Genomic DNA, 25453 nt, shown 5'->3' on the forward strand with positions numbered 1-25453 from the left:
CCGACATACAAGCGCTATATCCTCCGCCTGCGGCGCAGGGCGGTGTACATGCGCATCAGGGAGGAGACCACCAGCACCCCCACCGCCAAGGCGCCCGCAATGCTCAGCGTATGCATTCCTGTGCTGAGGAAACGCTCGGTGTCGCCGTTGAGGGCGTACTCCATCATGTTGTAGATGCCGGCGCCGGGGACCAGGGGGAGAAAGGCCACCAGCATATAGCCGGTGACGGGGCACTTGCGGACCCGGGCCATCCCCTCGGAATAGGCCGAGAGAAAGACGGCGGCCCAGAAATACTGCATCAGGTCGTGATAGCCCGTGAGGGGGCCGGCGATCAGATAGACCAGCCACGCGAGACCGCCGCCCAGAGAGCAGATGACCGCGCCCAGGCCCCGGATGTTAAAGGGAACGCAGAAGCCCAGACAGGCGGCAAAGGCGTAGAAACAGGGGAGGAACCAATCCAGAAACGGCATTCAGGCGGCACCTCCCAGCATGCGGGCAAGGCTCAGCGCCAGTCCGGTGCCCAGCGCGATGCCCGCGCCGGTGAGCAGCGCCTCGGCAAACTTGGAGAGGCCGGAGAGCATATCCCCCGCCATGATGTCACGCATAAAATTGGTGATGACCACACCGGGGGCCAGGGCCATAATGGCGCCGATGATGATGAGGTTGGTGTGGGTTCCCAGTCCCAGCGCCACCAGGACCACTGCCGCCAGGGCGCTGACAAATCCGCCGGCAATGGTTTTGAAAAAAAGGTTGGTGCCCAGCCGGCTCATAAAGATGAGCGAAATGCCGATGGCCACGCCGCAGAGGCCGCTGGCCGCAGCATCGGCCAGGGTCCCGCCAAAAAAGAGACAGAAGGCGGCGGTGCCGAGAAAATAGGCCGAGAGCTGCTGGGGGGTGGAAAAATACGTCTGGTCCGCCGCGGCGGTCTGGAGCGCCTCCCAGGCCTGGTCCAGATCCGGGGTCTCGGCGCAAAGGCAGCGGCACAGCGCGTTGAGCGCCTCGATCTTGCGCACGTTGGTGCCGTGAGGGCCCACCCGGCGCATCCGGGTGAGGGGCTTCTGCCCCGGTGAGGAAATACCCACGATGATACAGTTGGGAATGGCAAAGACCTCCCCGGGACCCGCGCCATAGGCCTGCAGCAGGTAGCGGACCGACTCCTCCACCCGGTAGATCTCAGCCCCGCTCAGGAGCAGGTGATAGCCCAGCTCACCGCTCAGGGTCAGCAGCTTGTCGTAATCCAAGAGCGCCCTCCTCTCCAAGTGGGCTGTTTCGGTGCAATTCAATAGGATATCTCATTTGTCCCGTGGATGCAAGCGGGAAGGACCTGAAAAGCGGTCATTTTTCCACGGCCTGCCGTTGGCCGGCCAGGGCGGTGAGGGCAACGCCCGCCAGAATGAGGGCGCAGCCCAGCAGGGAACGGCGGGAGACCGATTCGGCGAGGGCCAGGCAGCCCACCGCTACGCTGGTGATAGGCTCAAGCATGGAGAAGAGGGCTGCCGAGCTGGCGCCCAGGAGGCGGATGCCCCGCTGGAGCAGAGACACGGCCAGAAAGGAGGTGGAGACGGCCAGCAGAAAGGAGAGACCCAGGGCGGCTGGAGGCAGCGCGAGCCGGAGCTGGTGGGTGGGAAGGCCCACCGCCAGCATGGCTGCGGCATTGAGAAGCCCCATATAGCATGCCGCCTTGTGCGGGTGCATATCCCGCAGCGCCGTTTTGTCAAGGCCGATGAGATAGCATGCGTAGGTCAAAGCTGAGGAGGAGGCCAGGAGGACTCCCCTTGGATCTGTTCCGGCGCCCAGCTCCAAAAGGCAGAGGGCGCCCAGCCCGGAGAGACCCAGAGCGAACAGCTTCCATGGACCCAGGCGCTCCCGGAAGCGCGCACGGCACAGCAGGGCAGTAAGGGCCGGATAGAGAAAATGGAGGGTGGTCGCCATACCGGTGGGGATATATAGATAGGACTGGTAGAGCATAAGGGTGGTGGTGACCCGAAAGCCCGCTCCCATCAGCAGGAGCAAGCCCGCCTCCCGCCGAGTGAGGCGCAGGGAAACCCCCTCCAGCCCCAGAAGCGCCAACAGCACCGGCACCGCCATCAGGTTCCGATAAAAGGTGAGGGTAACGGCATTGCCGCCCATGGAATAGATCCGGCTGGCCACCGCGGGTGTGACGCCGAAGAGCACGGCGGAGGCGGCGGAGAAAACCATCCCCCTTTTCGGGCCGGGGTCAGCCATTTCCGGAGGAGCACTTGGCGGCGTCGATGGCCAGGACGATCATGAGGGACAGCAGAGCATTCCGGGGCTCCGGTATATCCAAAGTATAGACGTCCGTCCAGTGAAAAAGTTCTTTGGAGCAGCGCATGATTTCCACACCGGCCCCGTCGGTGACGGAGTAGTCCCACTCCAGCCAGTCGCCGTTTACCACCCAGTCATTGCAGTCCAGGGTAAAGACGGGCTGAAAGAAGGTGAACTCCTTTTTGATCTGTCCCAGATAGTTTTTCCCCACATAGAGGGCAAAACGGGGCAGGAGGGTGAGCACCTCTTCCTGGACGCGGCCCAAATAGGCGCCCTGGGCGTCGTGGATCTCCAGCCGGTGGCCCCAGGAGAGCTTGCCCTCCACGGTGAAGACAGTGTTCCCGCCCTCGTCGTAGATGTCATAGCTGTCAAACCAAGAGAGAAAGCGCTGTTTGAAGAGGAGACGCATGGCTCACTTCCCCCCTTGAAGGGAGCGGGCGATCTCCGCACGCTCTGCCTGGAGCTCATCCGCCAGGCGGGACAGGCTCCAGCTCTGATTGGTGGCGGTGAGGACTGCTTTTAGGGCGGCGGGGGCTCCACACGCCTTGAAAGCGTCCAGCACCGTATCCAATCGCTCCCGGGAAAAGCCGCAGAAGACCATGACCGGCTCCGCCGGACGGGGATACTCCCTCGCGGAGGGGGGGACAGACAGCCCGGAGAGTCCGGCCAGCTCACCCAGCGGCCGGCAGAGCTGCGGGTGAGACACCACCCGCAGCTCCGCTCCATGGGCTGCCAGGATAGAACGAAGCTGGGATGGATCGGCCAGAGGAAGGGGATGATAATAGAGAACCAGTTCCATAGAAATACCTCCCTGTAAAATACAAATCAGCTCCGGGATCAATCGGGACTAAGAGAGCTCGCGCTTGGAGAAAAAGTAGCCGTCGATCCGCTGGACAAGCTCCCAGCCCTCAGGCCCCAATTGATTCAAAGACACTTCAAACTCCTGCGCTATTTTTTTCAAACTGCTTTGTGCGCATCGCCAAAGAGGTCGCAATGGGAATGACTTTGTATTCAAATCTTTTCATGGGAGGGGCCTTCGTTCCAATTTTATCTCTGTTTGTTGCGGAGCTGCTCTCCCACGGCGGCAAATGCTGCACGATGGGAGGAGCACCTGGATTTCGAGACGCCCTACCCGACTTCTCTTTGCAGCAGCAGCACCGTCTCCACATGGGCGGTCCGGGGAAACATGTCCACGGCCACGGCCTTTTCCGGTCGGTAGCCCGACTCATGCAGACGGCGGACGTCCCGGGCCAGGGTCGCCGGGTCACAGGAGACATAGACCACCCGGGCGGGGGTCATATCGGCGATGGCGTCGCAGACTTCGGCGGAGAGGCCTTTGCGGGGCGGGTCCACACAGATCACGTCGGGGCGGAGCCCCTGCATGGCCAGGTGCTGGGCCGCCGTGCCCGCGTCGCCGCAGAGAAAATCCGCATTGGTGATGCCGTTCCGGGCGGCGTTGGCCTTGGCGTCGGTGACGGCGGAGGGAACGATCTCCGCACCGATGACCTTGCCCGCGCGCCGGGCCATGACCAGAGAGATGGTACCGATACCGCAGTAGAGGTCCAGCACCAGCTCGTGCCCGGTGAGTCCGGCAAACGCCAGGGCCTGTTCATAGAGGACCTCTGCCTGGTCCCGATTCACCTGGTAGAAGGAGGGGACCGAGATGCGGAAGGTGAGGCCGCAGAGGGTGTCGTCCAGCCAGGGATGGCCCCAGAGGGACCGCAGCTCCCGCCCCAGCACCACATTGGTCCGCTCCTGATTGACCGATACCGCCACGCCGGCCAGCCCCGGCGCGGCGGCGCGGAGGGCCGAGACCAGCGCCTCCTCCCCGGGGAGGGGTTTGGCGCTGTTGACCACCAGGCAGCACAGGACCTGCGTCCGGGAGAAGCGGAGATAGAGGTGACGGAGCAGGCCGGTATGGGTTTCTTCCTCATAGGCGGGCACACCCCACTCCAGCATCCAGGCCAGAACGGCCCGGCGGAGGGCGGAAGCGGTCTCCGGCTGGAGCAGGCAGTCCTCCACGTTGACCACGTCGTGGCTCCGGGCACGGAAGAAGCCGATCCTGGGGCCTGGGGCCACGGGAAGCTGGACCTTGTTCCGGTAGCGGAGCGTATTTTCCGCGCCTAATATTTCGGAAACCGGGAGGTCTACGCCCCCGATGCGCCGGAGCGCGTCCTCCACCCGCCGGCGTTTGGCCTCCAGCTCGGCGGAGTAGCGCATGTGGCGGAACTGGCAGCCGCCGCACTTGGGGTAATAGGGGCAGTCGGCGGCCACGCGCGCCGGAGAGCCATCCACCAGAGCGTGGACCCTGCCCCAGATGGCGGTTTTGCCCACCTTGAGAAGCTGCACGTCGCAGACCTCGCCGGGAATGCCGCCGGAGACAAAGACCACCTGTCCGTCCAGGCGGGAGATCCCCTCGCCCGCCAGACCGCAGCGTTCGATGGTCAGGCGGACGATATCATTTTTCTTCGGCATAGGGAAACTACCTCTCTTTTGTGGAATGGGATTTACAGCGTGGGGCTCAGAAGGTCCTCCAACTCGGAGTAGGGGATGGAGAACTCCAAAAGACCGGCGGCATAAGGGGCCACGGTGTCGGGCTGGAAGTAGAAGACAAAGCCGTCCTCCGTGAGGTAAAAATACTCGTCCTTGAATTCCGAGGAGAGTGTGTCGGCACTGTAGCCGGAGAGGGCATCCTTTCCGGAGAGGGTCTCCAGGATGCGGGTCCGGGCGGCCTCCGGATCGGTAAAGAAGCTGCTCAGCGTCAGCCTTTCTCCGGTGGCGAGGTCAAACTGCTCGGAGAACTGGTAGTTGGCCGGGTGGGCCGCCCCGGTGACGGAGTTGGCGTAATAGCTGCGCACCACGCTCACCAGGTCCTTGGTCTCCAGGGAGAAGCGGTAGCCGGACTCCTCGCCGAAGGGGAGAAACTCCCCGCCGGTGGCCTTGGTAACGGCGTAGTCGTCGGCGGCGTAGCCCGCCAGCTCGCCGGCAGTGGCCATATAGGCCGCCCCCTCGGCGGCATAGTAGCTGCTGATTTCGGACCAGGCGGGGTTCTGGTCGGCGTTTTCCACATCGGGAAAGACATATTTAACCGACATGACCAGTGTGCCGTCCTCCGCGGTGTAATCCCGCTGGAAGGTCTGCTCGCTCCAGGTGAGGACCTGGGGGGTGGGCGAGGGGGAGGACGGAGCGGCGTCCTGCGGCGCGCCGGAGGACGAGGGCGTGGGTGAGGCCGGAGTCGTGGACGAGGCGGCGGGCGTCCGGGTATTGGACGGGCCCCCGGACGTACAGGCGGACAGCGCCAGCACGAGGGCCAGCATAAGCGGAAACAGTCTTGCAGATCTTATGTTCATGTTCCTATATCCTTTCTGCGGACGGGTGGAGCTTACGCCTCCTATTGTATCATTCCGCGCCGCCGCCGTAAACCGGAAATCTGTGCGGGAAGCGGGCCCGAAGCCCAAGGGGGCGGAAGGCGGTCAGGGCTTTTTTGTTTACAATTTTGTCTTTTTTCTTTTTGCTTAATATGGTATACTAGGCTGATTCCATATGGAAAGGTGTACGATAAGATATGGGTTTGCTCAAAAAGCTCTTCGGGACCACCTCGGAGAAGGAATTGAAGGCGATCTCCCCCATCGTGAATAAAATCGAGGCGCTGGAGCCGGAATACGCCGCCCTGACGGACGAGCAGCTCCAAGCCAAGACGCCGGAGTTCAAGCAGCGCTATCAGAACGGCGAGAACCTGGACGCCCTGCTGCCCGAGGCGTTTGCCGCCTGCCGGGAGGCGGCCTGGCGGGTGCTGGGCATGAAGCCCTACCGGGTGCAGCTCATCGGCGGCATCATCCTCCATCAGGGCCGCATCGCCGAGATGAAGACCGGCGAAGGCAAGACCCTGGTGGCCACCCTTCCGGCCTATCTGAACGCCCTGACCGGCGAAGGGGTCCACATCGTTACCGTCAACGACTATCTGGCCAAGCGCGACAGCGAGTGGATGGGCAAGGTCTATCGTTTTATGGGCCTCTCCGTGGGCCTGGTGATCCACGGCGTGCAGGGCCCGGACAAGCACCGCGCCTATGAGGCCGATATCACATACGGCACCAACAATGAATTCGGTTTCGATTACCTCCGGGACAACATGGCCATCTACAAGCAGGAAATGGTACAGCGGGGCCATTCCTTTGCCATCGTGGACGAGGTGGACTCCATCCTCATCGACGAGGCCCGCACCCCCCTCATCATCTCCGGCCAGGGCGACGAGTCCACGCAGCTCTACACCATCGTGGACAATTTTGTCTCCAGGCTCACATGCAAGACCGTGGCCTCCGTGGACGAGAAGGAGGAGGAGGACCCCAACGAGACGGCCGACTATATCGTGGATGAGAAGGCCCGCACCGTCACCCTTACCGCCAACGGCATCCGCAAGGCCGAGCAGGCCTTTCATCTGGAGAACCTGGCCGACCCGGAGAACACCACCCTCTCCCATCACATCAACCAGGCCATCCGGGCACGGGGCCTCATGAAGCGGGACATCGACTATGTGGTGAAGGACGGCGAAGTCATCATCGTAGACGAGTTCACCGGGCGGCTGATGTTTGGGCGGCGCTACTCCGAGGGCCTGCATCAGGCCATCGAGGCCAAGGAGCATGTGACCGTGGCACGGGAGTCCAAGACGCTGGCCACCATCACCTTCCAGAATTACTTCCGCCTTTACGACAAGCTCTCGGGCATGACCGGTACGGCCATGACCGAGGAAGACGAGTTCAACGGCACTTACAGCCTGGATGTGGTGGAGATCCCCACCAATAAGCCCCTGGCCCGAGTAGATCACCACGACGTGGTCTATAAGAACGAGGCGGGCAAGTACCGGGCTATCATCCAGCAGATCGAGGAGTGCCACGCCAAGGGCCAGCCCGTTCTGGTGGGCACCATCTCCATCGAGAAGTCCGAGCTGCTCTCCGGCATGCTCAAAAAGAAGGGCATCCAGCACAATGTCCTGAACGCCAAGAACCATGAGAAAGAGGCCGAGATCGTGGCGCAGGCCGGCAAGTACGGCGCGGTCACCGTGGCCACCAACATGGCCGGGCGCGGTACCGACATCATGCTGGGAGGCAACGCCGAGTTCCTGGCCAAGAACGACCTGCGCAAGGCGGGCCTCTCCGACGAGCTCATCGCCGAGGCCACCGGCTTTGCGGAGACGGAGAATGAAGAGATCCTCAATGCCCGAAAACTCTTCTCCGAAGCGGAGGCCAAGTACAAGGCGGCCATCAAGCCGGAGGCGGACAAGGTCCGGGCGGCGGGCGGCCTCTTTATCCTGGGCACCGAGCGGCACGAGTCCCGCCGCATCGACAACCAGCTCCGGGGCCGCGCCGGCCGACAGGGAGACCCCGGCGAGACCCGGTTCTACCTGTCCCTGGAGGACGATATCATGCGCCTGTTCGGCTCCGAGCGGGTCATGGGCATGATGGAGAAGCTGGGTGTGGATGAGGACACGCCCATCGAGCAGAAGATGCTCACCAATGCCATCGAGTCCGCCCAGAAGCAGGTGGAGTCCAAGAACTTCCAGCAGCGCAAGAACGTGCTGGAGTACGACGACGTGATGAATACCCAGCGCGAGGTCATCTACAAACAGCGCCGGCAGGTGCTGGACGGCGAAGACATGAAGGCCAGCGTGGAGAACATGATCCGCACCACGATCCAGAACGCCATCCACGGCCGCATGGGCGAACAGAAGCACATGGACGCGGAGTCCTTCCGGGAAGCCATGGCCCCCTTCCGCGGGGTGTTCCTGGCCTCCGAGGAACTCAAGCTTACCGACGAGGAGCTCCAGAAGTACACCGCCGAGGAGCTGTGCGAGATGGTGGAGACGCGGGCCTTCGACATCTACCAGAAGAAGGAGCAGGCCCTGGGCGCGCCCCTGATGCGCGAGCTGGAGCGGGTCATGATGCTCCGGGTGGTGGACGAGTACTGGATGGAGCATCTGGACAACATGACCGAACTGCGCCAGGGCATCGGCCTGCGGGCTTACGGCCAGAACGATCCGGTGGTGGAATACAAGCGCGAGGGCTACGCCATGTTCGAGGAGATGATCGCGGCCATTCAGGAGGAGACGGTGCGCCGCGTGTTCATCGTGCGGGTGCAGACCAACGCCCAGACCGTGGAGCGCAAGCGGGTGGCCAAGGTCACCGGCACCTCCGGCGGCGATGGCACGGTGAAGCAGCAGCCGGTGGTCCACAAAGGCGAAAAAATCGGCCGCAACGACCCCTGCCCCTGCGGCAGCGGACTGAAGTGGAAGAAGTGCACCTGTAAGGAGTACCACCCCGATCTGCAGTGACAAGAGAGCAAGCGAGGGCAATATGAAGATCATTGACCGGACCCGAAACGGCGTTACGTTTCTGTCCGCCGACGGCTTTGAGGCCGTCGGCGGCGTGGCCCACGGGTTTTCCACCCGCCTGGGCGGCGTGAGCACAGGCATTTATGAGAGCATGGACCTGGGCACCACCCGGGGAGACGAGCCCGGACATGTCCGGGAAAATTACCGGCGCTTTTTCGCCGCCATCGGTGCGGATGCGGACAGCATCGCCATGTCCAATCAGATCCACAGCGATCTGGTCCGCCCCGTCACCTGTGCCGACGTCAAAAGGGATCTCTACGATGTGGAGCCCTATGAGGTGGATGGTCTGGTGACGGACATCCCCGGCGTCAGTCTGGTGGTGTTTGGGGCGGACTGCCTGCCCGTCCTGTTTTACGACCCGGTGCGCCGGGTGGCGGCTGCGGCCCATGCTGGCTGGCGGGGGACCGCCGCGGGCATCGTGGAGCGGGCTGTGGAGAAAATGGCATTCTACGGCTCCCGTCCGGAGGATATTCTGGCTGCCATCGGACCGGGAATCTCCAGATGCTGTTTCGAGACCCACGAGGACGTGCCCAACGCCATGACGTCGGCGCTGGGCGTGTGCGCCACACCCTATATCGATCCCATTGAGAACGGAAAGTTCAAGGTGGACCTGAAGGGGATCAACGCCATGCGCCTGGAGCGGGCTGGGCTGCTCCCGGAGCACATCGCCGTGTCCGGAGACTGCACCGCCTGCCACCCTGAAAAATACTGGTCTCACCGGGTCACAAACGGCGTCCGGGGAAGCCAGGCGGCTGTGATCGAGCTGCTGAAATAAGAAAAAAGAGCGAAAAGGGGAATGGTATGTGCCGCTTTTCGCTCTTTCCTATCCTGCTTTTGCCGGGAGGCGAGCCATGAAGCGAAAACACCCCCTCCATTTGAGTTTGATCGGGATACTGGCAGCGGCCCTCCTGCTGGGGCTGGGCGGGTGCAGCGTGGAGGAGACGCTGCCCGCCCCCACGCCCACCCCCGCGCCGTCGGCGGAGACGACGGCCCCGCTGGAGTTCGCCCTGCCCATGTCGGAGGGCAGCCTCCACCCCCTTCTCAGCACCGATAAAGTGAATCTGACCCTGGGGGGCCTCATCTGGGAGGGGCTTTTTGCGCTGGACCGGACCTTCACGCCCCAGCCGGTGCTCTGTCAGAGCTACAGCGTCAGCGAGGACGGTCTCACCTGGAGCTTCCAGCTCCGCAGCGGTGTCACGTTTTCCGACGGGACTCCCCTCACCGCCGAAGAGGCCGCCACCTCTCTCAACCTGGCCCGGAGCGCACAGTCCCGCTTTGCGGGCCGGCTCTCCGGCATCCGAAGCGTTGCCGCGGAGGAGGGGGCGGTCACCGTGGTCCTGAGCGCCCCCAATGGGGCGCTGCCCGCCCTGCTGGATATCCCCATCGTCAAGGGCGATGGGGACGCCCCTCTGGGGACCGGACCCTATGTGCTGGAGGGGGGAGAAGCCCCCCGGCTGGCCACCCGGTCCGGCTGGTGGCAGAACAAGTCCCTGCCCGTGGATGCCATCCCCTTGCGGAGCATCAGGGAGGCGGATGACCTTATCTATGCCTTCGACACCGGGGATGTCTCCCTGGTGACGGCCGATCTCACCGGCACCAATGCCCTGGGCTTTGCCGGGGACTATGAGGTATGGGACTACCCCACCTCCACCATGCTGTTCATCGGCTACAACGCCTCCTCCGGGCCCTGCGCCGACGCCGCGCTCCGCCGGGCCTTGGACCGGGGTTTTGACCGGACCACCGCCGCCGTGGCGCTCCTCTCCCGGCACGCCCAGGCGGCGGCACTGCCTGTGCCGCCCGACAGCCCCCTTTACGATGAGACGCTGGCGCAGCGCCGGAGCTACTCGCCGCAGGCGCTCTCGGAGCTGCTGACCCAGGCTGGCTATGAGAAGGACGGCGATGGCCTGTGGGGCAAGGGGCGGCGGACGCTGGCGCTCACCTTCCTGGTGAACACGGACAATACCTTCCGCTTGGCCGTGGCTGAATATCTGGCCGAGGAGCTCACCCGGTCAGGGATCACGGTGGACCTGCAGAAGCTCTCCTGGGCCGACTACCAGAAGGCGCTCTCCGCCGGGAAATTTGACCTTTATCTGGGCGCCACCGCCCTCTCCGCCGACTTTGACCCCGGGCTGCTGACGAAGGTGGGAGGAAGCCTGAACTTCGGGGCCTTCCAGAGCGGGGAGATCGGCGCGCTGCTGGCCGCCTACCAGCGCGCCTCCGGCGCGGAACGGGAGTCCGCCGCCCGGTCCCTCTGGGAGGGCCTGGAGCGGGAGGCCCCGTTCACGGTGCTCTGTTTCAAGAACCAATCCGTATTGACCCAGTGGGGGGCCGTCAGCGGCCTCTCCCCCACCCAGAACAACCCCTTTTCCGGCATTGAAAACTGGACCCTGGGGAGCTGAGCGCTCCGCCGCGACCGATACAGGCGCGAAGAAACAGACGAGGGAGAATGAGACATGGAGAAGGTATTTCGCTGTTACGTAGAGAAACGGCCGGGTTTTGACGGTGCGGCCCGGGCCCTGTGCCGGGAGCTTACCGAGGAGCTGGGGATCTCCAGCCTCACGGGGGTGCGCATCCTCAACCGCTACGATGTGGAGGGCGTGAGCCCCCAGGTCTACGCCCAGGCGGCGGCCACGGTCTTTTCCGAGCCCCAGGTGGACGCCGTGTATGAAGAGGAGCTGCCCGACATGACGGGGGCGCCCTGCCGCCTGGTGGCGGTGGAGGCCCTGCCCGGACAGTACGACCAGCGGGCGGACTCCGCCAGCCAGTGCATCCAGCTTCAGACCGGCGGGGAGCGGCCCCTTTGCGCCACGGCCGCCGTCTATATCCTCCAGGGCCAGGTGGACGACGCCGACCTTGCAAAGGTGAAGAAGTACCTCATCAACCCTGTGGAAGCCAGGGAGGCGGCGCTGGACAAGCCCCGGACCCTCTCCCAGCACTATTCCGCTCCGGGCAGGGTGAAGGTGCTGGCGGGCTTCCGGGACCTGGATGACGACGGGTTGGAGCATATGCTCCAGGCGTACGGCCTGGCCATGGACGTCAACGACCTGAAGTTTTTTCAGCGCTATATGCGGGAGGAAGAGCAACGGGAGCCCACCCTCACCGAGCTGCGCCTGGTGGACACCTATTGGTCCGATCACTGCCGCCACACCACCTTCTCCACCCACATCGACAAGGTAGAGATCCTGGAGCCTGCGGTGGAGGAGGCCTACCGGCAGTATCTGGCCGCCCGGGTGGAGGTCTATGGGGAGGAGAAGGCCGCTCGGCGGCCCCAGACGCTGATGGACCTGGCCACCATCGCCACCAAGGTCCTCAAAAGGCGGGGCGTGCTCCAGCGGCTGGACGAGTCCGAGGAGATCAACGCCTGCTCCGTCCACGTCACCGCCACGGTGGATGGGCAGGAGGAGGACTGGCTCCTCATGTTCAAGAACGAGACCCACAACCACCCCACCGAGATCGAGCCCTTCGGCGGCGCGGCCACCTGCATCGGCGGCGCCATCCGGGACCCCCTGTCCGGCCGGTCCTATGTGTACCAGGCCATGCGCGTCACCGGCTGCGGCGACCCCCGCACCCCGCTGGACCAGACCATGGAGGGCAAGCTGCCCCAGCGGAAGCTGTGCACCACCGCGGCGGCGGGATACTCCTCCTACGGCAATCAGATCGGTCTGTGTACCGGTATGGTGAGCGAGATCTACCACCCCGGCTATGTGGCTAAGCACATGGAGGTGGGGGCCGTGGTGGGCGCGGCCCCGGCGGCCAACGTCATCCGGGAGACGCCCGCGCCCGGCGACAAGGTCATCCTGCTGGGCGGACGCACCGGGCGGGACGGCATCGGCGGCGCTACCGGCTCCTCCAAGAGCCATGACCTCAAGAGCCTGGACACCATGGCCTCCGAGGTCCAGAAGGGCAATGCCCCGGAGGAGCGGAAGATCCAGCGCCTGTTCCGCGACCCGGCGGTGACCCGGCTCATCAAGCGCTGCAACGACTTCGGGGCGGGCGGCGTGTCCGTGGCCATCGGCGAGCTGGCCGATGGGCTCTCCATCGACCTGGACCAGGTCCGCAAAAAATACGACGGCCTGGACGGCACGGAGCTGGCCATTTCCGAGAGCCAGGAGCGCATGGCCGTGGTGGTGGCCGACGGGGACGTGGAGCGGTTCATCGCCGCCGCCAACGCAGAAAACCTGGAGGCCTATGTGGTGGCTGAGGTCACACAGAGCCCCCGTATGGTGATGCGTTGGGGCGGGAAGGTCATCGCAGACCTCTCCCGGGCCTTCCTCTCCTCCAACGGGGCGGACAAGCACACCGCCGTCACCGTGCCGCCCGTGCAGCGGGCAGGGGCCGGCGTCGCCCAGGATCTGCGGGGGCTGGCCGCCGAGCTGAATCTGGGCCTCCAGCGGGGGCTGGGAGAGCGGTTCGACGCCTCCATCGGCGCGGGCTCGGTGCTGATGCCCTTTGGCGGAAGGACCCAGACCACCCCCACCCAGGCCATGGCCGCCCTGCTGCCGGTGGGCCCCGGGCGGGAGACGGACCTCTGCTCGGTAATGGCGTGGGGCTTCCGGCCCAAGTGGATGGAGAGCGATCCCTTCACAGGGGCCTCTGTCTCGGTGGTGGACTCCCTGTGTCGGCTGGTGGCGGCGGGCTGCGACGCCAAGGGGGCTTACCTCTCCTTCCAGGAGTACTTTGAAAAGCTGCGTGACAATCCGGTGCGCTGGGGCAAGCCCTTCTCCGCCCTGCTGGGCGCCCTGTCCGCCCAACTGGGCCTGGGTGTGGCCGCCATCGGCGGCAAGGACTCCATGTCCGGCTCTTTCCTGGGGCTGGACGTCCCCCCCACCCTCATCTCCTTTGCCATCGCCCCGGAGCGGGCCGGCAATGTGCTCTCCCCCGAGTTCAAGGAGGCGGGGCACCCGGTCTACCTCTTCCGGCCGGAGGACTTCCGGGACTACGGGGCGCTGAGCGCCCTGTGGGCGAAATTTCACGGCCTGTGCCTGGACGGGACCGTAAAGGCCGCCTGGGCCGTGGGACCCGGCGGGGCGGCAGAGGCCGTGATGAAGATGTCCTTCGGCAACCGGATCGGCTTCCTCGCCGACCCGCGCCTGGAGTCCGACCCCTTCTGGGACCCCACTCCCGGCGCCATTGTGGCCGAATGCGGCAGGGAGATCCCCGGCGCCCTTCTGCTGGGCTATACCTCTGACGAGCCCATCGTCACCCTGAAGAACGACTCCGCCTCCATTGAGGAGCTGCTGCAGTGTGCCGAAGGGGTGCTGGAGCGGGTGTACCCCACCCGCACCCCCGCCTCCGGCGGCGTGAAGGCCATTTCCTGGGAGGGGCGATCTCCGGCGGTGTGCGCCCACAAGACCGCCCGGCCCAAGGCCGTGATCCCCGTGTTCCCCGGCACCAACTGCGAATACGATACCGCTGCGGCCTGCCTTCGGGCGGGCATCGAGCCGGAGATCGTGGTGGTGAAAAATCTGAGCGCCGGGCTTCTGGCCCAGTCCGCCCAAGCTTTGGAGCAGGCCATCCAGGGGGCCCAGATGATCGTCCTGCCCGGCGGCTTCTCCGGCGGCGACGAGCCCGACGGCTCCGCCAAGTTCATCTGCTCCTTCTTCCGCAATCCCCGCCTCACCGACGCGGTCCACGACCTGCTCAAAAACCGGGATGGCCTGATGCTGGGCATCTGCAACGGCTTCCAGGCCCTGGTCAAGCTGGGACTGGTGCCCTACGGCGAGATCCGGCCTATGCACGAGGACTGTGCCACGCTGACCTTCAACGATATCGGCCGCCATCAGAGCCGGTATGTCACCACCCGGGTGGCCTCGGTGAATTCCCCCTGGATGCTCCGCTCTCAGGTGGGCGACCTCCACGCCATCCCCGTCTCCCACGGAGAGGGCAAGTTCGTGGCCCCCGGGGCGCTGCTGGAGGAGCTGATCACCCGGGGACAGGTGGCCACGCAGTATGTGGACTTGGGCGGGGCGCCCTCCATGGACATTGCCGCCAATCCCAACGGCTCCGTGCTGGCCATAGAGGGGATCTTCTCTCCGGACGGGCGGGTGTTCGGCAAGATGGGCCACTCCGAGCGGCGGGGGACCTACATTGCCAAAAACATACCCGGCGACAAGTACCAGCCCATTTTCGAAAGCGGCGCGGCGTACTTCCAATGATGTTCTGCAGCCGGCAGCGAGGAGAACACCGGCAGGCGGCGGGCTGGGGCAATAAGAGGGCGTATCCCCATGTGGGGATACGCCCTCTTGCCGTTTTAAAGGAAGGCTCAGGCCGGTGCGGACTGAGGTAGACCGCCGGCCCCCTCGGAGAGGCGGGTGCCCTTAAAATCCCGGTCCAGCCAGGGGTCCAACGGGGCGCCGGACTCCGCCGCCTGGAAAAAGCGTTGCGTCTGTTTGGCCGCCGCCTCCACGGTGGCCGCGAGCTGGCGGGTGAGATATTCGTTGCTCTCTGCATAGGCATCGTGGGAATCGGCGGTGAGGAAGATGCCCTGCAGGGCCTTGAGCCCGGGCAGCGCGCCCACCGCGCGGTTGGCCGGGCGGCTCAGACGGTGGCCGGAGAGACGGGCGAAGAGGGCGGTGTCCCGCCGCATAGAGCGATAGCCCTCTTCCAACTGCCTGGGAGAGGTGTGCTGGTAGGCCCGGGCGGCGGCGGCGAACACCTCGCCGGAGGGCATGGGAGGGAGGTAGGAATGTCCCAGTGATACCAGGCCGTCCCGCTCCATCAGCAGGCGGTCGAACTCGGCTTCCATGGCCAGGTGAGTGACGGTCCCTTCGGCCGCCCTGCGGTCGATCCAGCCGTGACAGGCACTGTCCAGGGCCAGATGACACAGAAAACCGGCGGCATATCCTGCGGACATGGGGGCGCCCTCCTCCACCGCCTCCCGTAGGCGGCCGAATACGGGCAGCGCGGACCGGGCGTGCATGGCGACGCCCTCCCGGCGGACCGGGTTGGGCAGGGTCGGGCGGTAAAAGAAGAGTGGGTCAGGCCCCAGACAGCCCAGATCGAAGGCGGAACGCTCCCGGTTCAGAAGCAGGGAGAGCTCCTGCGGAAGCTGAGACAGGACCTGAGCGCCGAGGCTCAGATGGGCGTAATAGTTTGGCATGGCTGGGATTCTCCTCTGTTCGGATGCGATCGAATTTTGCGCCGTCCTCCACGGCGGCGTATCAATTCCTATCATACCACCGGATACGCCAAGACAAAAGCGGCAAAAAACGGGAAAAAGTCCGACGGGCAGAGCCGGCGGACTTTTTACGGCCTCTCAGCCGCCCAGATAGGCTTTTTTGACGTCCTCGTCTTCCAAAAGGGTGTGGGCGGGGGCTGTCTTGAGGATGCGCCCGGTCTCCAGCACATAGCCGCGGTCCGCCACCGAGAGGGCCATCCGGGCGTTCTGTTCCACCAGAAGGATGGTAGTGCCCGCCTTGTGGAGGGTCTGGATGATCTCGAAGATCTGCTCCACCAGAATGGGGGCCAGCCCCATGGAGGGCTCGTCCAGCATCATCAGCTTGGGGCGGGACATCAGGGCGCGCCCCATGGCCAGCATCTGCTGTTCGCCGCCGGAGAGCGTGCCGGCGACCTGACGGCGGCGCTCCTTCAGGCGGGGAAACTGCTCGTAGACGGTCTCCAGGCCGGGAGCGACCTCACTGCCCGGACGGGTGTAGGCGCCCATCTCCAGATTCTCCTCCACCGTCATCTGGAGGAAGACCTGCCGACCTTCGGGCACCTGGGCAAGGCCCCGTGAGACGATCTTGTGGGCCGGGACGCCGGCGATCTTCTGGTCCAGGAAGGTGATGGAGCCGGTATGGCTGTGTAAAAGGCCGGAGATGGTCTTTAGGATGGTGGACTTGCCCGCGCCGTTGGCGCCGATGAGCGTGACCACCTCGCCCTCGTCCACATGGAAGGAGATGTCCTTGACGGCGTGAATGGCACCGTAGTATACGTTGATGTTTTCCACATGCAGCATGGACATGGTGTCACTCCCCCTTCCCGGAACCCAGATAGGCCTTGATGACCTCCGGGTTGTTTTGAATTTCGTCGGGCGTGCCCTTGGCGATGATGTGGCCGAAGTTCAGCACGCAGATGCCCTCACAGATGCCCATGACCAGGCTCATATCGTGTTCAATGAGCAGGACGGCGATCTGGAAGGTGTCGCGGATCTTTACGATATTCTCCATGAGCTCGGCGGTCTCGGAGGGGTTCATGCCGGCCGCGGGCTCATCCAGGAGCAGCAGGGAGGGATTGGTGGCCAGGGCGCGGACGATCTCCAAGCGGCGCTGGGCGCCGTAGGGGAGACTGCCCGCCTTGGCGCCGGCCAGATCCTGCATGTCGAAAATGGACAGCAGTTCCAATGCACGCTCGTGGGCAATCCGCTCCTCCTTCCAGTACCCGGGCAGACGGAGCACCCCCTGGAGGGTGCCATATTTGATGTGATTGTGGAGGCCGATCTTCACATTGTCCTCCACGCTGAGGTTGGAGAACAGCCGGATGTTCTGGAAGGTACGGGCGATCCCCATGCGGTTGACCTGGACCGTGGACTTGCCGGCGGTGTCTATGCCGTCGAGCAGGATGGTGCCCCGGGTGGGCTGATAAACCTTGGTTAGAAGGTTGAACACTGTGGTCTTGCCCGCGCCGTTGGGGCCGATGAGCCCGGCGATCTCGGTGCGGCCAATGGCCATGTTGAATTCGTCCACGGCGGTGAGGCCGCCGAAGTCGATGCCCAGATGCCGGGCCTCCAGAATGGGGGTCTTGTCCACGTCGCGCTCGGGGATGATATTGGGGCTGGGCACAGGGACCAGACGGGTGGGCTCTCTCTTGGGCTTATTCATGGCCGGAACCCCCTTTCGCATCGGCTTTGGCCACCGCACGGTCCCGCAGCTTGCTCTGGAGCTGACTGCGCAGGTCCTGGAAGAAGGGGCTGTTGGTGAGCAGCATCACCAGAATGAGAACGATGGCATAGATCAGCATGCGGAAATCGTAGAAATCGCGGAGCATCTCGGGCAGCACATAGAGCAGGGCGGCGGCAATGATGGAGCCCCGGATGTTGCCCAGCCCGCCCAGTACCACAAAGACCAAGATGAGGATGGAGGTATTGAAATCAAACTTTTTGGCGGCGAGGGAGGAGTAATTCATGGCGTACAGGGCGCCGGCGGCGCCCGCCAGCACGGCGGAGGTGACAAAGGCCAGAAGCTTGTACTTGGTGGCGCCGATGCCCACGCTCTCGGCAGCGATGCGGTTGTCACGCAGTGCCATGATGGCCCGCCCGGAACGGCTGTTGATCAGATTGAGCACCACCGTCAGGGCGATGAGCACCAGGATAAAGCCAGCGGTAAAGGAGGAAAGCTTCGCATTGGTCGTGACGCCCATGGGCCCCTTCAGAATGGCTTTGCCGCCCTCGCCCAGGGCCAGCGCGGCCTCGTTCTGGGTAGAGAAGTGGAGTCCGTTGCCGTCTATGCCCACATAGAGGATGTTGATGATATTTTTGATGATCTCGCCGAAGGCCAGGGTGACGATGGCCAGATAATCGCCCCGGAGCCGCAGAACGGGCACGCCCACGATAAAGCCGGCGATTCCGGCGCACACGGCGCCCACCAGCATGGCCACCGCCAGACGGACGGGGCCGGAGGGGATCGCCTGCTGGAGGGAGAGGGAGACCACAACGCCGGAGAACGCGCCTACGCTCATAAAGCCGGCGTGGCCGAGGCTCAACTCACCGGAGATGCCCACTACCAAATTCAGGGCGATGGCCATGGTGACATAGGCGCAGATGGGCACAAGCTGTCCCTGCAGAGAGGGGGATAGGAGCCCGCCGGCGTTGAGGACCTGGAGGATCACAAAGGCGGCGATGACAATGCCGTAGGTAATGGCGTTGCGGAAGAGCCGTTTCCGGCCGGAAGAAAGGGTTTTCATATCGGCCACCTCACACTTTCTCACGCACGGTCTTGCCCAGCAGGCCGGAGGGCTTCACCAGCAGCACCACGATCAGCACGGCAAAGACCACCGCGTCGGAGATATTGGTATTAAAGGCCTTGGCAAAGATCTCGATGATCCCCAGCAGGATGCCCCCCAGCATGGCGCCGGGGATGGAGCCGATCCCGCCGAAGACCGCGGCGGTGAAGGCCTTGATGCCGGGCAGGGACCCGGTGGTGGGCATCAGGGTGGGATAGGTGGAGCACAGCAGCACTCCGGCGACGGCGGCCAGCGCAGAGCCGATGGCAAAGGTCATGGAGATGGTGCGGTTGACGTCGATCCCCATGAGCTGGGCCGCGGCCTTGTCCTCGGAGCAGGCCCGCATGGCCTTGCCCAGCTTGGTGTGGCCGGTAAAGAAGCTGAGTACCAGCATGATGACCACGCAGGAGAGCACGGTCACAAGGGCTACATAGGTGATGTTGACGCTCCCCAGGGTGAGAGCGCCGCCGGGAACCACGGAGGTAAAGACCTTGGGGTCGGACTTCCACAGCAGCAGGGCGGAGTTCTGAAGGAAATAGCTCACACCGATGGCGGTGATGAGCACGGCCAGGGAGGGAGCCTGCCGCAGGGGCTTGTAGGCCAGCCGCTCGATGACCATGCCGAGGATGGTGCATACCACCATGGCCAGCAGCACCCCGGCGATGGGGGGCAGACCGAACTGGCCGGTGGCGAAAAAGCAGACGTAGGCGCCCACCATGATGATGTCACCATGGGCGAAATTGAGCATCTTGGCAATGCCGTAGACCATGGTATAGCCCAGGGCGATGATGGCGTAGACGCTGCCCAGGCTGATGCCGTTGATCAGGTTATTGAGAAGACTCAAGCCAGTCACCTCTCTTTTCTTTCTCTCTGCAAAAGGTCCAAAACGGGACTATATGGCAGACACATCAGCAGTCGCTCCGGCCGCGGATGTGTCCGCCATACAGGCGGGGGCCGCCTCCGGCCCGGAATGGGGAAAAGAGGGCTGCCGAGAGACCCGGCAACCCTCTTCCTGGGTTCCCTTTTCTGGTTTTCTTACTGAGTGACGTACACGCCGCCCTCGACCTTGACGACCACGGGGGCCTTGGAGACCTCACCGGTGGAGGACCAGGTCATGCCGGTGCCGGTCAGACCGTCCACGCTGAAGTCTTCGGAGGTGAAGGTGGACACCAGTGCTTCGCACACGTCGGCGGCGCTGGTGTCTGCGGTGATGCCGGCCTTCTGGCAGGCCTCATAGATGGCGTAGATGCAGTCATAGCCATCGGCGGCGAACTGGTTGGGAATGCCGTCGTACTGCCCTTGGTACGTGGTGACGAAGTTGACGGTGCGCTCATCGGTGCCCCAGGCGTTGAAGGGGGTCATCAGCATCAGACCCTCGGCCAGGGAGGTATCAAAGCCCTCCAGGTCCAGGATGCCATCCATGCCGTCGCAGCCGAAGAAGGTAGGGGCGTAACCCATGGTCTTGGCCTGGTTCAGGATCAGGGAGGCGGGGGTGTAGTAGATGGGCATGAACACCAGGTCGGCACCGGCGCTCTGGGCCTCGCCCAACTGCACGGTGAAGTCGGCGTTGGTGTCGTCGGGGAAGGTGGTCACGGAGACGACCTCCAGGCCGATGGCGTCGGCCTCGGACTGGAAGGCGTTGTAGATGCCGGTGGAGTAGGCGTCGCCGTTGTTGTAGATGACGGCGACCTTGGTGCCCAGGCCGTTCTCCTTGATGTAATTAGCGGCGGTGAGGCCCTGATTGGGGTCGGTGAAGCAGACCTGGAAGACGTTGTCCCGCCCGCTGGTCACATCGGTGGAGGAGGCGGAGGGAGTGAGCTGGAAGTAGCGGTCGTTGAAGGTTTCGGCGGCCACGGCTACGCAGGGAGTGGTGGTGGTGCAGCCGTAGATGAGCTGCACGCCGTCGCCCTTGAGCTTGTTGTAGGCGTTGACGGCCTTCTCGGCGTCGCCCTCGTCATCCTGGAAATCCAGGGAGAACTGGAGACCGCCCAAGGCGTTGATTTCCGCTACGGCGACCTCGGCGCCCTGCTTCGTGGCCAGGCCGTACACGGCGGCGGAGCCGGTCAGGGGGCCGATGCCGCCAATCTTGATGACGCCGGAAGCGCCGGAATGGTCGGCAGGAGCAGAGGTGTCGGCGGGGGCGGGCGTGGCGGAGCCGCTGCCGCCGCCGCAGCCGGCCAACAGGGACAGGCCCAGGGCGCCTGCCATGGCAAGAGACAAAGCGCGATTCATTTTCATTGTAAAACCCTCCTTTAGGTTGTTGACAATTATAAGCCTTGCCCCATGAAATTGTCAACCGTTGTTTTTGACAACCTAAAAAGAGGAAAGAAACAAAGATATCCACAAAAGTGACAAAAGCAGCTTACAAAAGAAAGCCGCCGTCCACCCCAAGGACCTGCCCGGTAATAAAGCCCGCCTGAGGAGAGGCCAAAAACAGGGCGGCGCGGGCCACGTCCTCGGCCGTGCCCAGACGGCCCACCGGGGTTTCCTCGGCAAGCGTGTGCAGGTCCCCCGCAGACAGCGCGCAGTTCATCTGTGTGTCAATCACACCGGGTGCCAGGCAGTTGACCGTCACCCCGGAGGGGCCAAGCTCCTGGGCCAAAGCCTTTGTAAGCCCGATCACACCGGCCTTGGCCGCCGAGTAGGCCGCCTCGCAGGATGCGCCGGAACGTCCCCACATCGAGGAGATCGTGAGGATACGCCCATACTTCCGGTGTACCATGTGCCGATAGGCCGCCCGACAGCAGTAAAAGACGCCGTCCAGGTCGGTGCCCAGCACCCGGCGGTAGTCCGTATCCGTCATATCGCAGAGAAGGCCTGTCCACGCGACGCCGGCGTTACATATCAGAATGTCAAGTTGACAAAAAATATCCAACACATTGTCAACCAAAGACTGGGCCTGGCCGGGATCGGACACGTCGGCCTGAAAGGCCCGGACCGAATATCCCGAGGAGGAGAGCTCCTCCACCAGGGCGCGGGCTTCGGCTTCGGAGCGGTGGTAGTTGACCGCTACCGCATAGCCGGCGGCGGCAAATGCGCGGGCCATCGCCGCACCGATACCCCGGCTGCCGCCAGTGATCAGAACCGTCTGCTGCATGAGAGGGAGGCACCTCCTCGTACTCCGGGTGCGGCTCTGTGCCGACATCCCGTCTGTGTCAGTATCAAGTATCATCAGTATAGCAGGACAGGTGTAGTTTGAACAGTGGAAGATTTCAGATGCGGGAGGTTTTCTATCATAATATGAAAAAAAGAGGATCAAAAAGAATCTGAAAAGGTGTTGACAAAGCAAGATAAAAATGATATTATAACCTTCGCCATTTGGACGATTAGCTCAGCTGGTATGAGCATCCGCTTGACGTGCGGGAGGTCACAGGTTCAAGTCCTGTATCGTCCACCAGTGAATCCCCAGGAACTGTACAGTTTCTGGGGATTTTTATTTAGATTTGTAGAAGGCCCGCCGCCATGTTGCTGTTCCGGTACGGTTCGAGGCATGGGGGAAGCAAAGGGACGTTCCGAGGCGAAGAGACGGACTCTGCGGAGGCACTTCAAGAAAGAGCCTTGGCGCTTAGCGGGGTGTTCGTAAGACAGTTAACTATGCAAAATGCGTGACTTTTGTGGTCACGCATTTTGTCTTATGAGGATAGCCGCAGAGCGGCGCGGGGGATGCAGTCCCTTGTTCGGAACGAAGTGACGCAAAACAGCCCGGACATTCAACTGTCCGGGCTGCTCGATCTCGTAGAGCGCACATACGGGGAATACCCGTATAGAAGTGCGCCCTTGTATCTGCTCGATAAACTGGAAGTTTTGCTACTGTAGCCCAATGATAAAGAGTACCAATGCCATAATCGACAGAACAGTCCAGCCGATATATCTTCCTGCAATTTCCCAATCAGACGGCTCTGCATGGTCGGCATTGCGAATCCGAAATGCCAGATTCCAACGGAACAGCTCATCTGCAAACAAAATAGAAATTGCATTGAGAGCGCAAATGAACAAAGCTCCAAACCATGCAAACCATTCGCCCTTATGTGTCAGTTCGGGATCATTCATCAGCTCCAGTATGGTAGAGGCAGATGGCTCTAGGGGATCAATTTCATTCCCGTTTTCGTCCCTTTCGATTCCGTCGCTGGTTACATAGGAAAATCCAAAGTTATCTAAGGTTCCATCCTCATTGTATAACCAATATGAATCCCCGATTTCCAAAACGCCCCCACGAAACAGAATATCTTCTCCTTGACGAAGCTCCACACCGGTCATGTATTCTGCCATTTCTTCGTCCTTCGGAATAGCTGTAGGGTCTTCTTTTGCTGTATAAGGACCATAGGTTTTATTGCCATGCTGAAATACAACGGTCTTATCCTCCGACACCGTAAAACGTGCCTGTTGCCCTTGGATTTTACCGGAATACACCGTACTGCCATTTTCTAGACTTGGGACAAGAATTGTGTCCTTGTATTCAAATCCAACTTTTGAAATTGTCATGGGATAAACCACTGCAAACACCAGTGCCATTGCAATCAAAAATATCAGGACACCTTTTTGATAGCGATTCAAACTTTTAAATTTTTCCAAAGTCTCACCTCCCAATCAAATTCTGAATTGCAGGTCCGTTCGGTTCCATATTATCACATAACGGGATAATATACAAGAACAGCCACAGCAGAGCAAACTACTGTGACTGTTACTGTCTTATGAACACCGCCCATTTGCGCCAGGGCTCTTTTGCGCTTATAAGGTAAAGGGCCGCAGAGCGGTGGCAGGCATGTGGCGGGGCGGTTTTTGGACACAAAAAATAAACTGGTTATATTTTGATACCAAATAGGTTACTTTATAGTACCATATTTGCCTATACTTAACGTCAAGGCGGTGGTACGTATGCCAAGAAAGAAACTTGACGAATTAGCCTTCACTTTGCGGGTATACCGCGAGAGCGTGCAAAAATTGGATTACATTGCGGGGGCCAACGGCAGAAGCCGCAACAGTGAGATCAATCAGGCCATCAAACAGTATATTGCCCGCTATGAAAGGGAAAACGGACCGATCGAAAGGGCAGAGGGGGACGGCTGAAGGGAAAATCTGTTTTTAGGCGCTGCTGTGGATATTATTTTCTGTTTTTCGGCAAAAATCTCTTTATTATGCTGGAATTTGTGATAAAATAGGGACGAACTTTGCAAGGCAAGGTGATGCTATGTGCGGTTAAGCGACTTCGAGCTGTTTTGCGAAAGACATCAAAGCGGAATGTTCTATATTGCATGTAATGTCCTGGGCGACTCGCAAAAGGCTGAAGACGCTGTACAAGAAGCACTGTTCCGCATTTATCGGACCTTTGGGAAGCTCAGCTTCAGGACTGCGCGCGAAGAACGCGTTTACGCGCTGCGCGCCGCCAAAAATGCGGCAATCGATCTTCTTCGGCAGAACAAGCCCTGTGAGACCTTGGATGATATCAGTATGGACAAGCTCTCCATGGAGCGGGGAGACACCACGTATTCCGCAGCGGCGGCACACTCCACAGAAGAATATGTCGGCAGATTTATTCAGGCGCTTCCAGAAAAGACAAAGGCCATTTTCAGCTATCGATCCCTCGGCCTGTCCGACAAGGAAATCGCCGAGACATTGTCTATCACTCCGGATAATGTCCGGACGATTGCCTTTCGGGCCCGGAAAAAGCTGATGGATTCTTTGGAGCGGGAGGGACTATTTTGTGAATCAGATCGATGAAATGATCCGAGAGTCAATCCTTGACGATGACGACGCCCTTCTCAAAGCGGCCGAGCAGGCGGAGCACACATTCTCCGAGCAGTTTTATGAGGGATTGGAGGCCCTGCAGCGCCGCGGTCCCGCCCGCAGGAGGCGGCGCTTCCTGCCGGGGAGGGTGCTGGCCGTGGCCGCCACGGTGCTTCTGCTCCTCGGCGTTCTGACGGCCGGGGCCTTCTGGGAGCAGCTCAACCTATTCTTCACACAGGTGCATGACACCTACACGAAATTATACGTCACGCCCCGGGCCCCGGAGGACACAGCCTCTGACGTCGGTATCCCATCCGACTGGACAAACTACTGGTACCCGCAGGACATGCCGGAGGGATATGTCTTTTCCGACGCTTACAATGCCGATGGGGCTATAAAAGCCATTGTGTTTTCCAATGATGAGGACCGGGCAATCAGCCTCCTGCAATGCGATGCAAGCACGCCTCTTTTCAACGACAACGAGGCAACTGAGGCGGAGGGGATCTATGTGAACGGCTTCAGCGCCTATGCGGTCGAAAAAGAGCTTGCCGGCACGGAGCTGAGGGTCCTCTCCTGGTCCCAGGGGGGCAGCAACCTTTGCCTGCAGGGAGAGTGTGCCTTTGATGAGCTGCTGGAAATTGCAGAAAGCATGAGACTGATCCAGAAGGAGGACAATTAGATGAAAAAGAAACTGACATCACTGCTCGCGGTCCTGCTGGTCTTCTCCTTTGCGGCCTCGGCCAGCGCGGCGGTCGCCCGGTGGTCCTATCTCAGCACCCTGGCCATCACCCTGGAGGAGAAGGACGATGGGATACAGTGGGGCGCCACAGCCATGGCGTATTCCGTGCAAAGCGTCACGGCGGTCAAAGTGGACGTCAAGCTGCAATTGCGCACCTCCACCGGCTGGCTGACCGTGGCCTCGAAAAGCAACAAGGAGTCCAGCCACATCTCGGGGGCCGGCGGCACCTACACCGACAACATCGCCGGGGACAGCTACCGGGTGTCTGCGGAGGTCTATATCTACGACGGCAGCACCGAGCTGGAGTATGTCGGCCCCATATATGAATATTTAGATACATAAATTATGCTATAATATGTTATAAAAAGTGTCATATCTCC

General features: G+C 62.0%; 23 protein-coding genes and 1 tRNA gene. 9 read left to right on the forward strand and 15 right to left on the reverse strand.

The window, feature by feature from the left end:
- Window positions 1-14 precede the first annotated feature (14 nt).
- The 7 genes from SRB521_RS00870 to SRB521_RS00905 form a co-directional block, all read right to left on the reverse strand.
- Window positions 15-470 carry a threonine/serine exporter family protein gene (locus tag SRB521_RS00870; RefSeq protein WP_033118427.1) on the reverse strand — a complete coding sequence of 152 codons (456 nt, stop codon included), beginning with the start codon at window positions 468-470 and terminating at the stop codon, window positions 15-17.
- Entirely contained in the window at window positions 471-1241 is a 771-nt protein-coding gene (locus SRB521_RS00875; protein ID WP_075704994.1) for a threonine/serine exporter family protein, read from the reverse strand.
- A gap of 94 nt (window positions 1242-1335) precedes the next feature.
- Complete coding sequence (locus SRB521_RS00880; RefSeq protein WP_165366517.1) at window positions 1336-2199, reverse strand: DMT family transporter; 864 nt, start codon at window positions 2197-2199, stop codon at window positions 1336-1338.
- Between the two features lie 19 nt (window positions 2200-2218).
- Window positions 2219-2695 carry an LURP-one-related/scramblase family protein gene (locus SRB521_RS00885; RefSeq protein WP_116721554.1) on the reverse strand — a complete coding sequence of 159 codons (477 nt, stop codon included), beginning with the start codon at window positions 2693-2695 and terminating at the stop codon, window positions 2219-2221.
- Window positions 2696-2698: 3 nt separating this feature from the next.
- Entirely contained in the window at window positions 2699-3085 is a 387-nt protein-coding gene (locus SRB521_RS00890) for a DUF3783 domain-containing protein (RefSeq protein ID WP_052082780.1), read from the reverse strand.
- A 329-nt stretch (window positions 3086-3414) separates the two neighbouring features.
- Window positions 3415-4761: a 23S rRNA (uracil(1939)-C(5))-methyltransferase RlmD gene (rlmD, locus tag SRB521_RS00900; protein ID WP_116721553.1), complete on the reverse strand. Its 1347-nt coding sequence runs from the start codon at window positions 4759-4761 to the stop codon at window positions 3415-3417.
- 32 nt (window positions 4762-4793) lie between these two features.
- Window positions 4794-5603 carry a DUF3298 domain-containing protein gene (locus SRB521_RS00905; protein WP_165816280.1) on the reverse strand — a complete coding sequence of 270 codons (810 nt, stop codon included), beginning with the start codon at window positions 5601-5603 and terminating at the stop codon, window positions 4794-4796.
- Window positions 5604-5851: 248 nt separating this feature from the next.
- Here SRB521_RS00905 and secA point away from each other — a divergent pair, with 248 nt between their 5' ends.
- The 4 genes from secA to SRB521_RS00925 all read left to right on the forward strand — a co-directional run bounded on the left by secA (window position 5852) and on the right by SRB521_RS00925 (window position 14826).
- Window positions 5852-8611: a preprotein translocase subunit SecA gene (gene secA / locus SRB521_RS00910; protein ID WP_116721551.1), complete on the forward strand. Its 2760-nt coding sequence runs from the start codon at window positions 5852-5854 to the stop codon at window positions 8609-8611.
- 22 nt (window positions 8612-8633) lie between these two features.
- Window positions 8634-9446, forward strand: coding sequence for a peptidoglycan editing factor PgeF (gene pgeF, locus SRB521_RS00915; RefSeq protein ID WP_116721550.1), 813 nt, complete (start codon window positions 8634-8636; stop codon window positions 9444-9446).
- A gap of 76 nt (window positions 9447-9522) precedes the next feature.
- Window positions 9523-11070, forward strand: coding sequence for an ABC transporter substrate-binding protein (locus tag SRB521_RS00920; protein ID WP_116721549.1), 1548 nt, complete (start codon window positions 9523-9525; stop codon window positions 11068-11070).
- A 54-nt stretch (window positions 11071-11124) separates the two neighbouring features.
- Complete coding sequence (locus SRB521_RS00925) at window positions 11125-14826, forward strand: phosphoribosylformylglycinamidine synthase (RefSeq protein ID WP_116721548.1); 3702 nt, start codon at window positions 11125-11127, stop codon at window positions 14824-14826.
- 107 nt (window positions 14827-14933) lie between these two features.
- Here SRB521_RS00925 and SRB521_RS00930 read toward each other — a convergent pair whose 3' ends face one another.
- The 7 genes from SRB521_RS00930 to ymfI all read right to left on the reverse strand — a co-directional run bounded on the left by SRB521_RS00930 (window position 14934) and on the right by ymfI (window position 21707).
- Window positions 14934-15770 carry a zinc dependent phospholipase C family protein gene (locus tag SRB521_RS00930; RefSeq protein WP_165366518.1) on the reverse strand — a complete coding sequence of 279 codons (837 nt, stop codon included), beginning with the start codon at window positions 15768-15770 and terminating at the stop codon, window positions 14934-14936.
- A gap of 156 nt (window positions 15771-15926) precedes the next feature.
- Window positions 15927-16628, reverse strand: a complete 702-nt coding sequence (locus SRB521_RS00935) for an ABC transporter ATP-binding protein (RefSeq protein ID WP_033119248.1) — start codon at window positions 16626-16628, stop codon at window positions 15927-15929.
- Between the two features lie 10 nt (window positions 16629-16638).
- On the reverse strand, window positions 16639-17490 hold the full coding sequence (locus SRB521_RS00940; protein WP_116721546.1) for an ABC transporter ATP-binding protein: 852 nt from the start codon (window positions 17488-17490) through the stop codon (window positions 16639-16641).
- Window positions 17483-18571, reverse strand: a complete 1089-nt coding sequence (locus SRB521_RS00945; RefSeq protein ID WP_116721635.1) for a branched-chain amino acid ABC transporter permease — start codon at window positions 18569-18571, stop codon at window positions 17483-17485. The genes SRB521_RS00940 and SRB521_RS00945 overlap by 8 nt, the downstream gene beginning before the upstream one ends.
- Window positions 18572-18581: 10 nt before the next feature.
- A complete protein-coding gene (locus SRB521_RS00950; protein ID WP_075705014.1) occupies window positions 18582-19454 on the reverse strand; it encodes a branched-chain amino acid ABC transporter permease in 873 nt (290 codons plus the stop codon).
- A gap of 191 nt (window positions 19455-19645) precedes the next feature.
- Window positions 19646-20842 (reverse strand): ABC transporter substrate-binding protein, encoded by a 1197-nt coding sequence (locus tag SRB521_RS00955; protein WP_033119246.1) that lies wholly within the window; start codon window positions 20840-20842, stop codon window positions 19646-19648.
- Between the two features lie 130 nt (window positions 20843-20972).
- Window positions 20973-21707, reverse strand: coding sequence for an elongation factor P 5-aminopentanone reductase (gene ymfI, locus SRB521_RS00960; RefSeq protein ID WP_116721545.1), 735 nt, complete (start codon window positions 21705-21707; stop codon window positions 20973-20975).
- A 223-nt stretch (window positions 21708-21930) separates the two neighbouring features.
- Here ymfI and SRB521_RS00965 point away from each other — a divergent pair.
- Window positions 21931-22007: transfer RNA gene (locus SRB521_RS00965), tRNA-Val, on the forward strand.
- A gap of 410 nt (window positions 22008-22417) precedes the next feature.
- On the opposite strand, the gene SRB521_RS00970 is transcribed toward SRB521_RS00965, so the two are convergent.
- The gene (locus tag SRB521_RS00970) at window positions 22418-23182 is read right to left on the reverse strand and encodes a hypothetical protein (RefSeq protein WP_116721544.1); all 765 of its coding nucleotides are present in this window, start codon (window positions 23180-23182) and stop codon (window positions 22418-22420) included.
- Between the two features lie 303 nt (window positions 23183-23485).
- On the opposite strand from SRB521_RS00970, the gene SRB521_RS00975 reads away from it, so the two are divergent.
- From SRB521_RS00975 to SRB521_RS00990, 4 genes are all read left to right on the forward strand, one after another.
- The gene (locus tag SRB521_RS00975; RefSeq protein ID WP_033118489.1) at window positions 23486-23677 is read left to right on the forward strand and encodes a CopG family ribbon-helix-helix protein; all 192 of its coding nucleotides are present in this window, start codon (window positions 23486-23488) and stop codon (window positions 23675-23677) included.
- A 123-nt stretch (window positions 23678-23800) separates the two neighbouring features.
- On the forward strand, window positions 23801-24328 hold the full coding sequence (locus tag SRB521_RS00980; RefSeq protein ID WP_129868749.1) for an RNA polymerase sigma factor: 528 nt from the start codon (window positions 23801-23803) through the stop codon (window positions 24326-24328).
- The gene (locus SRB521_RS00985) at window positions 24312-25013 is read left to right on the forward strand and encodes a DUF4367 domain-containing protein (RefSeq protein WP_129868750.1); all 702 of its coding nucleotides are present in this window, start codon (window positions 24312-24314) and stop codon (window positions 25011-25013) included. The genes SRB521_RS00980 and SRB521_RS00985 overlap by 17 nt, the downstream gene beginning before the upstream one ends.
- Window positions 25014-25415, forward strand: coding sequence for a hypothetical protein (locus tag SRB521_RS00990; RefSeq protein WP_116721541.1), 402 nt, complete (start codon window positions 25014-25016; stop codon window positions 25413-25415).
- Window positions 25416-25453 lie beyond the last annotated feature (38 nt).

The organism is Intestinimonas butyriciproducens (assembly GCF_004154955.1).
Classification (GTDB): Bacteria; Bacillota; Clostridia; order Oscillospirales; family Oscillospiraceae; genus Intestinimonas; species Intestinimonas butyriciproducens.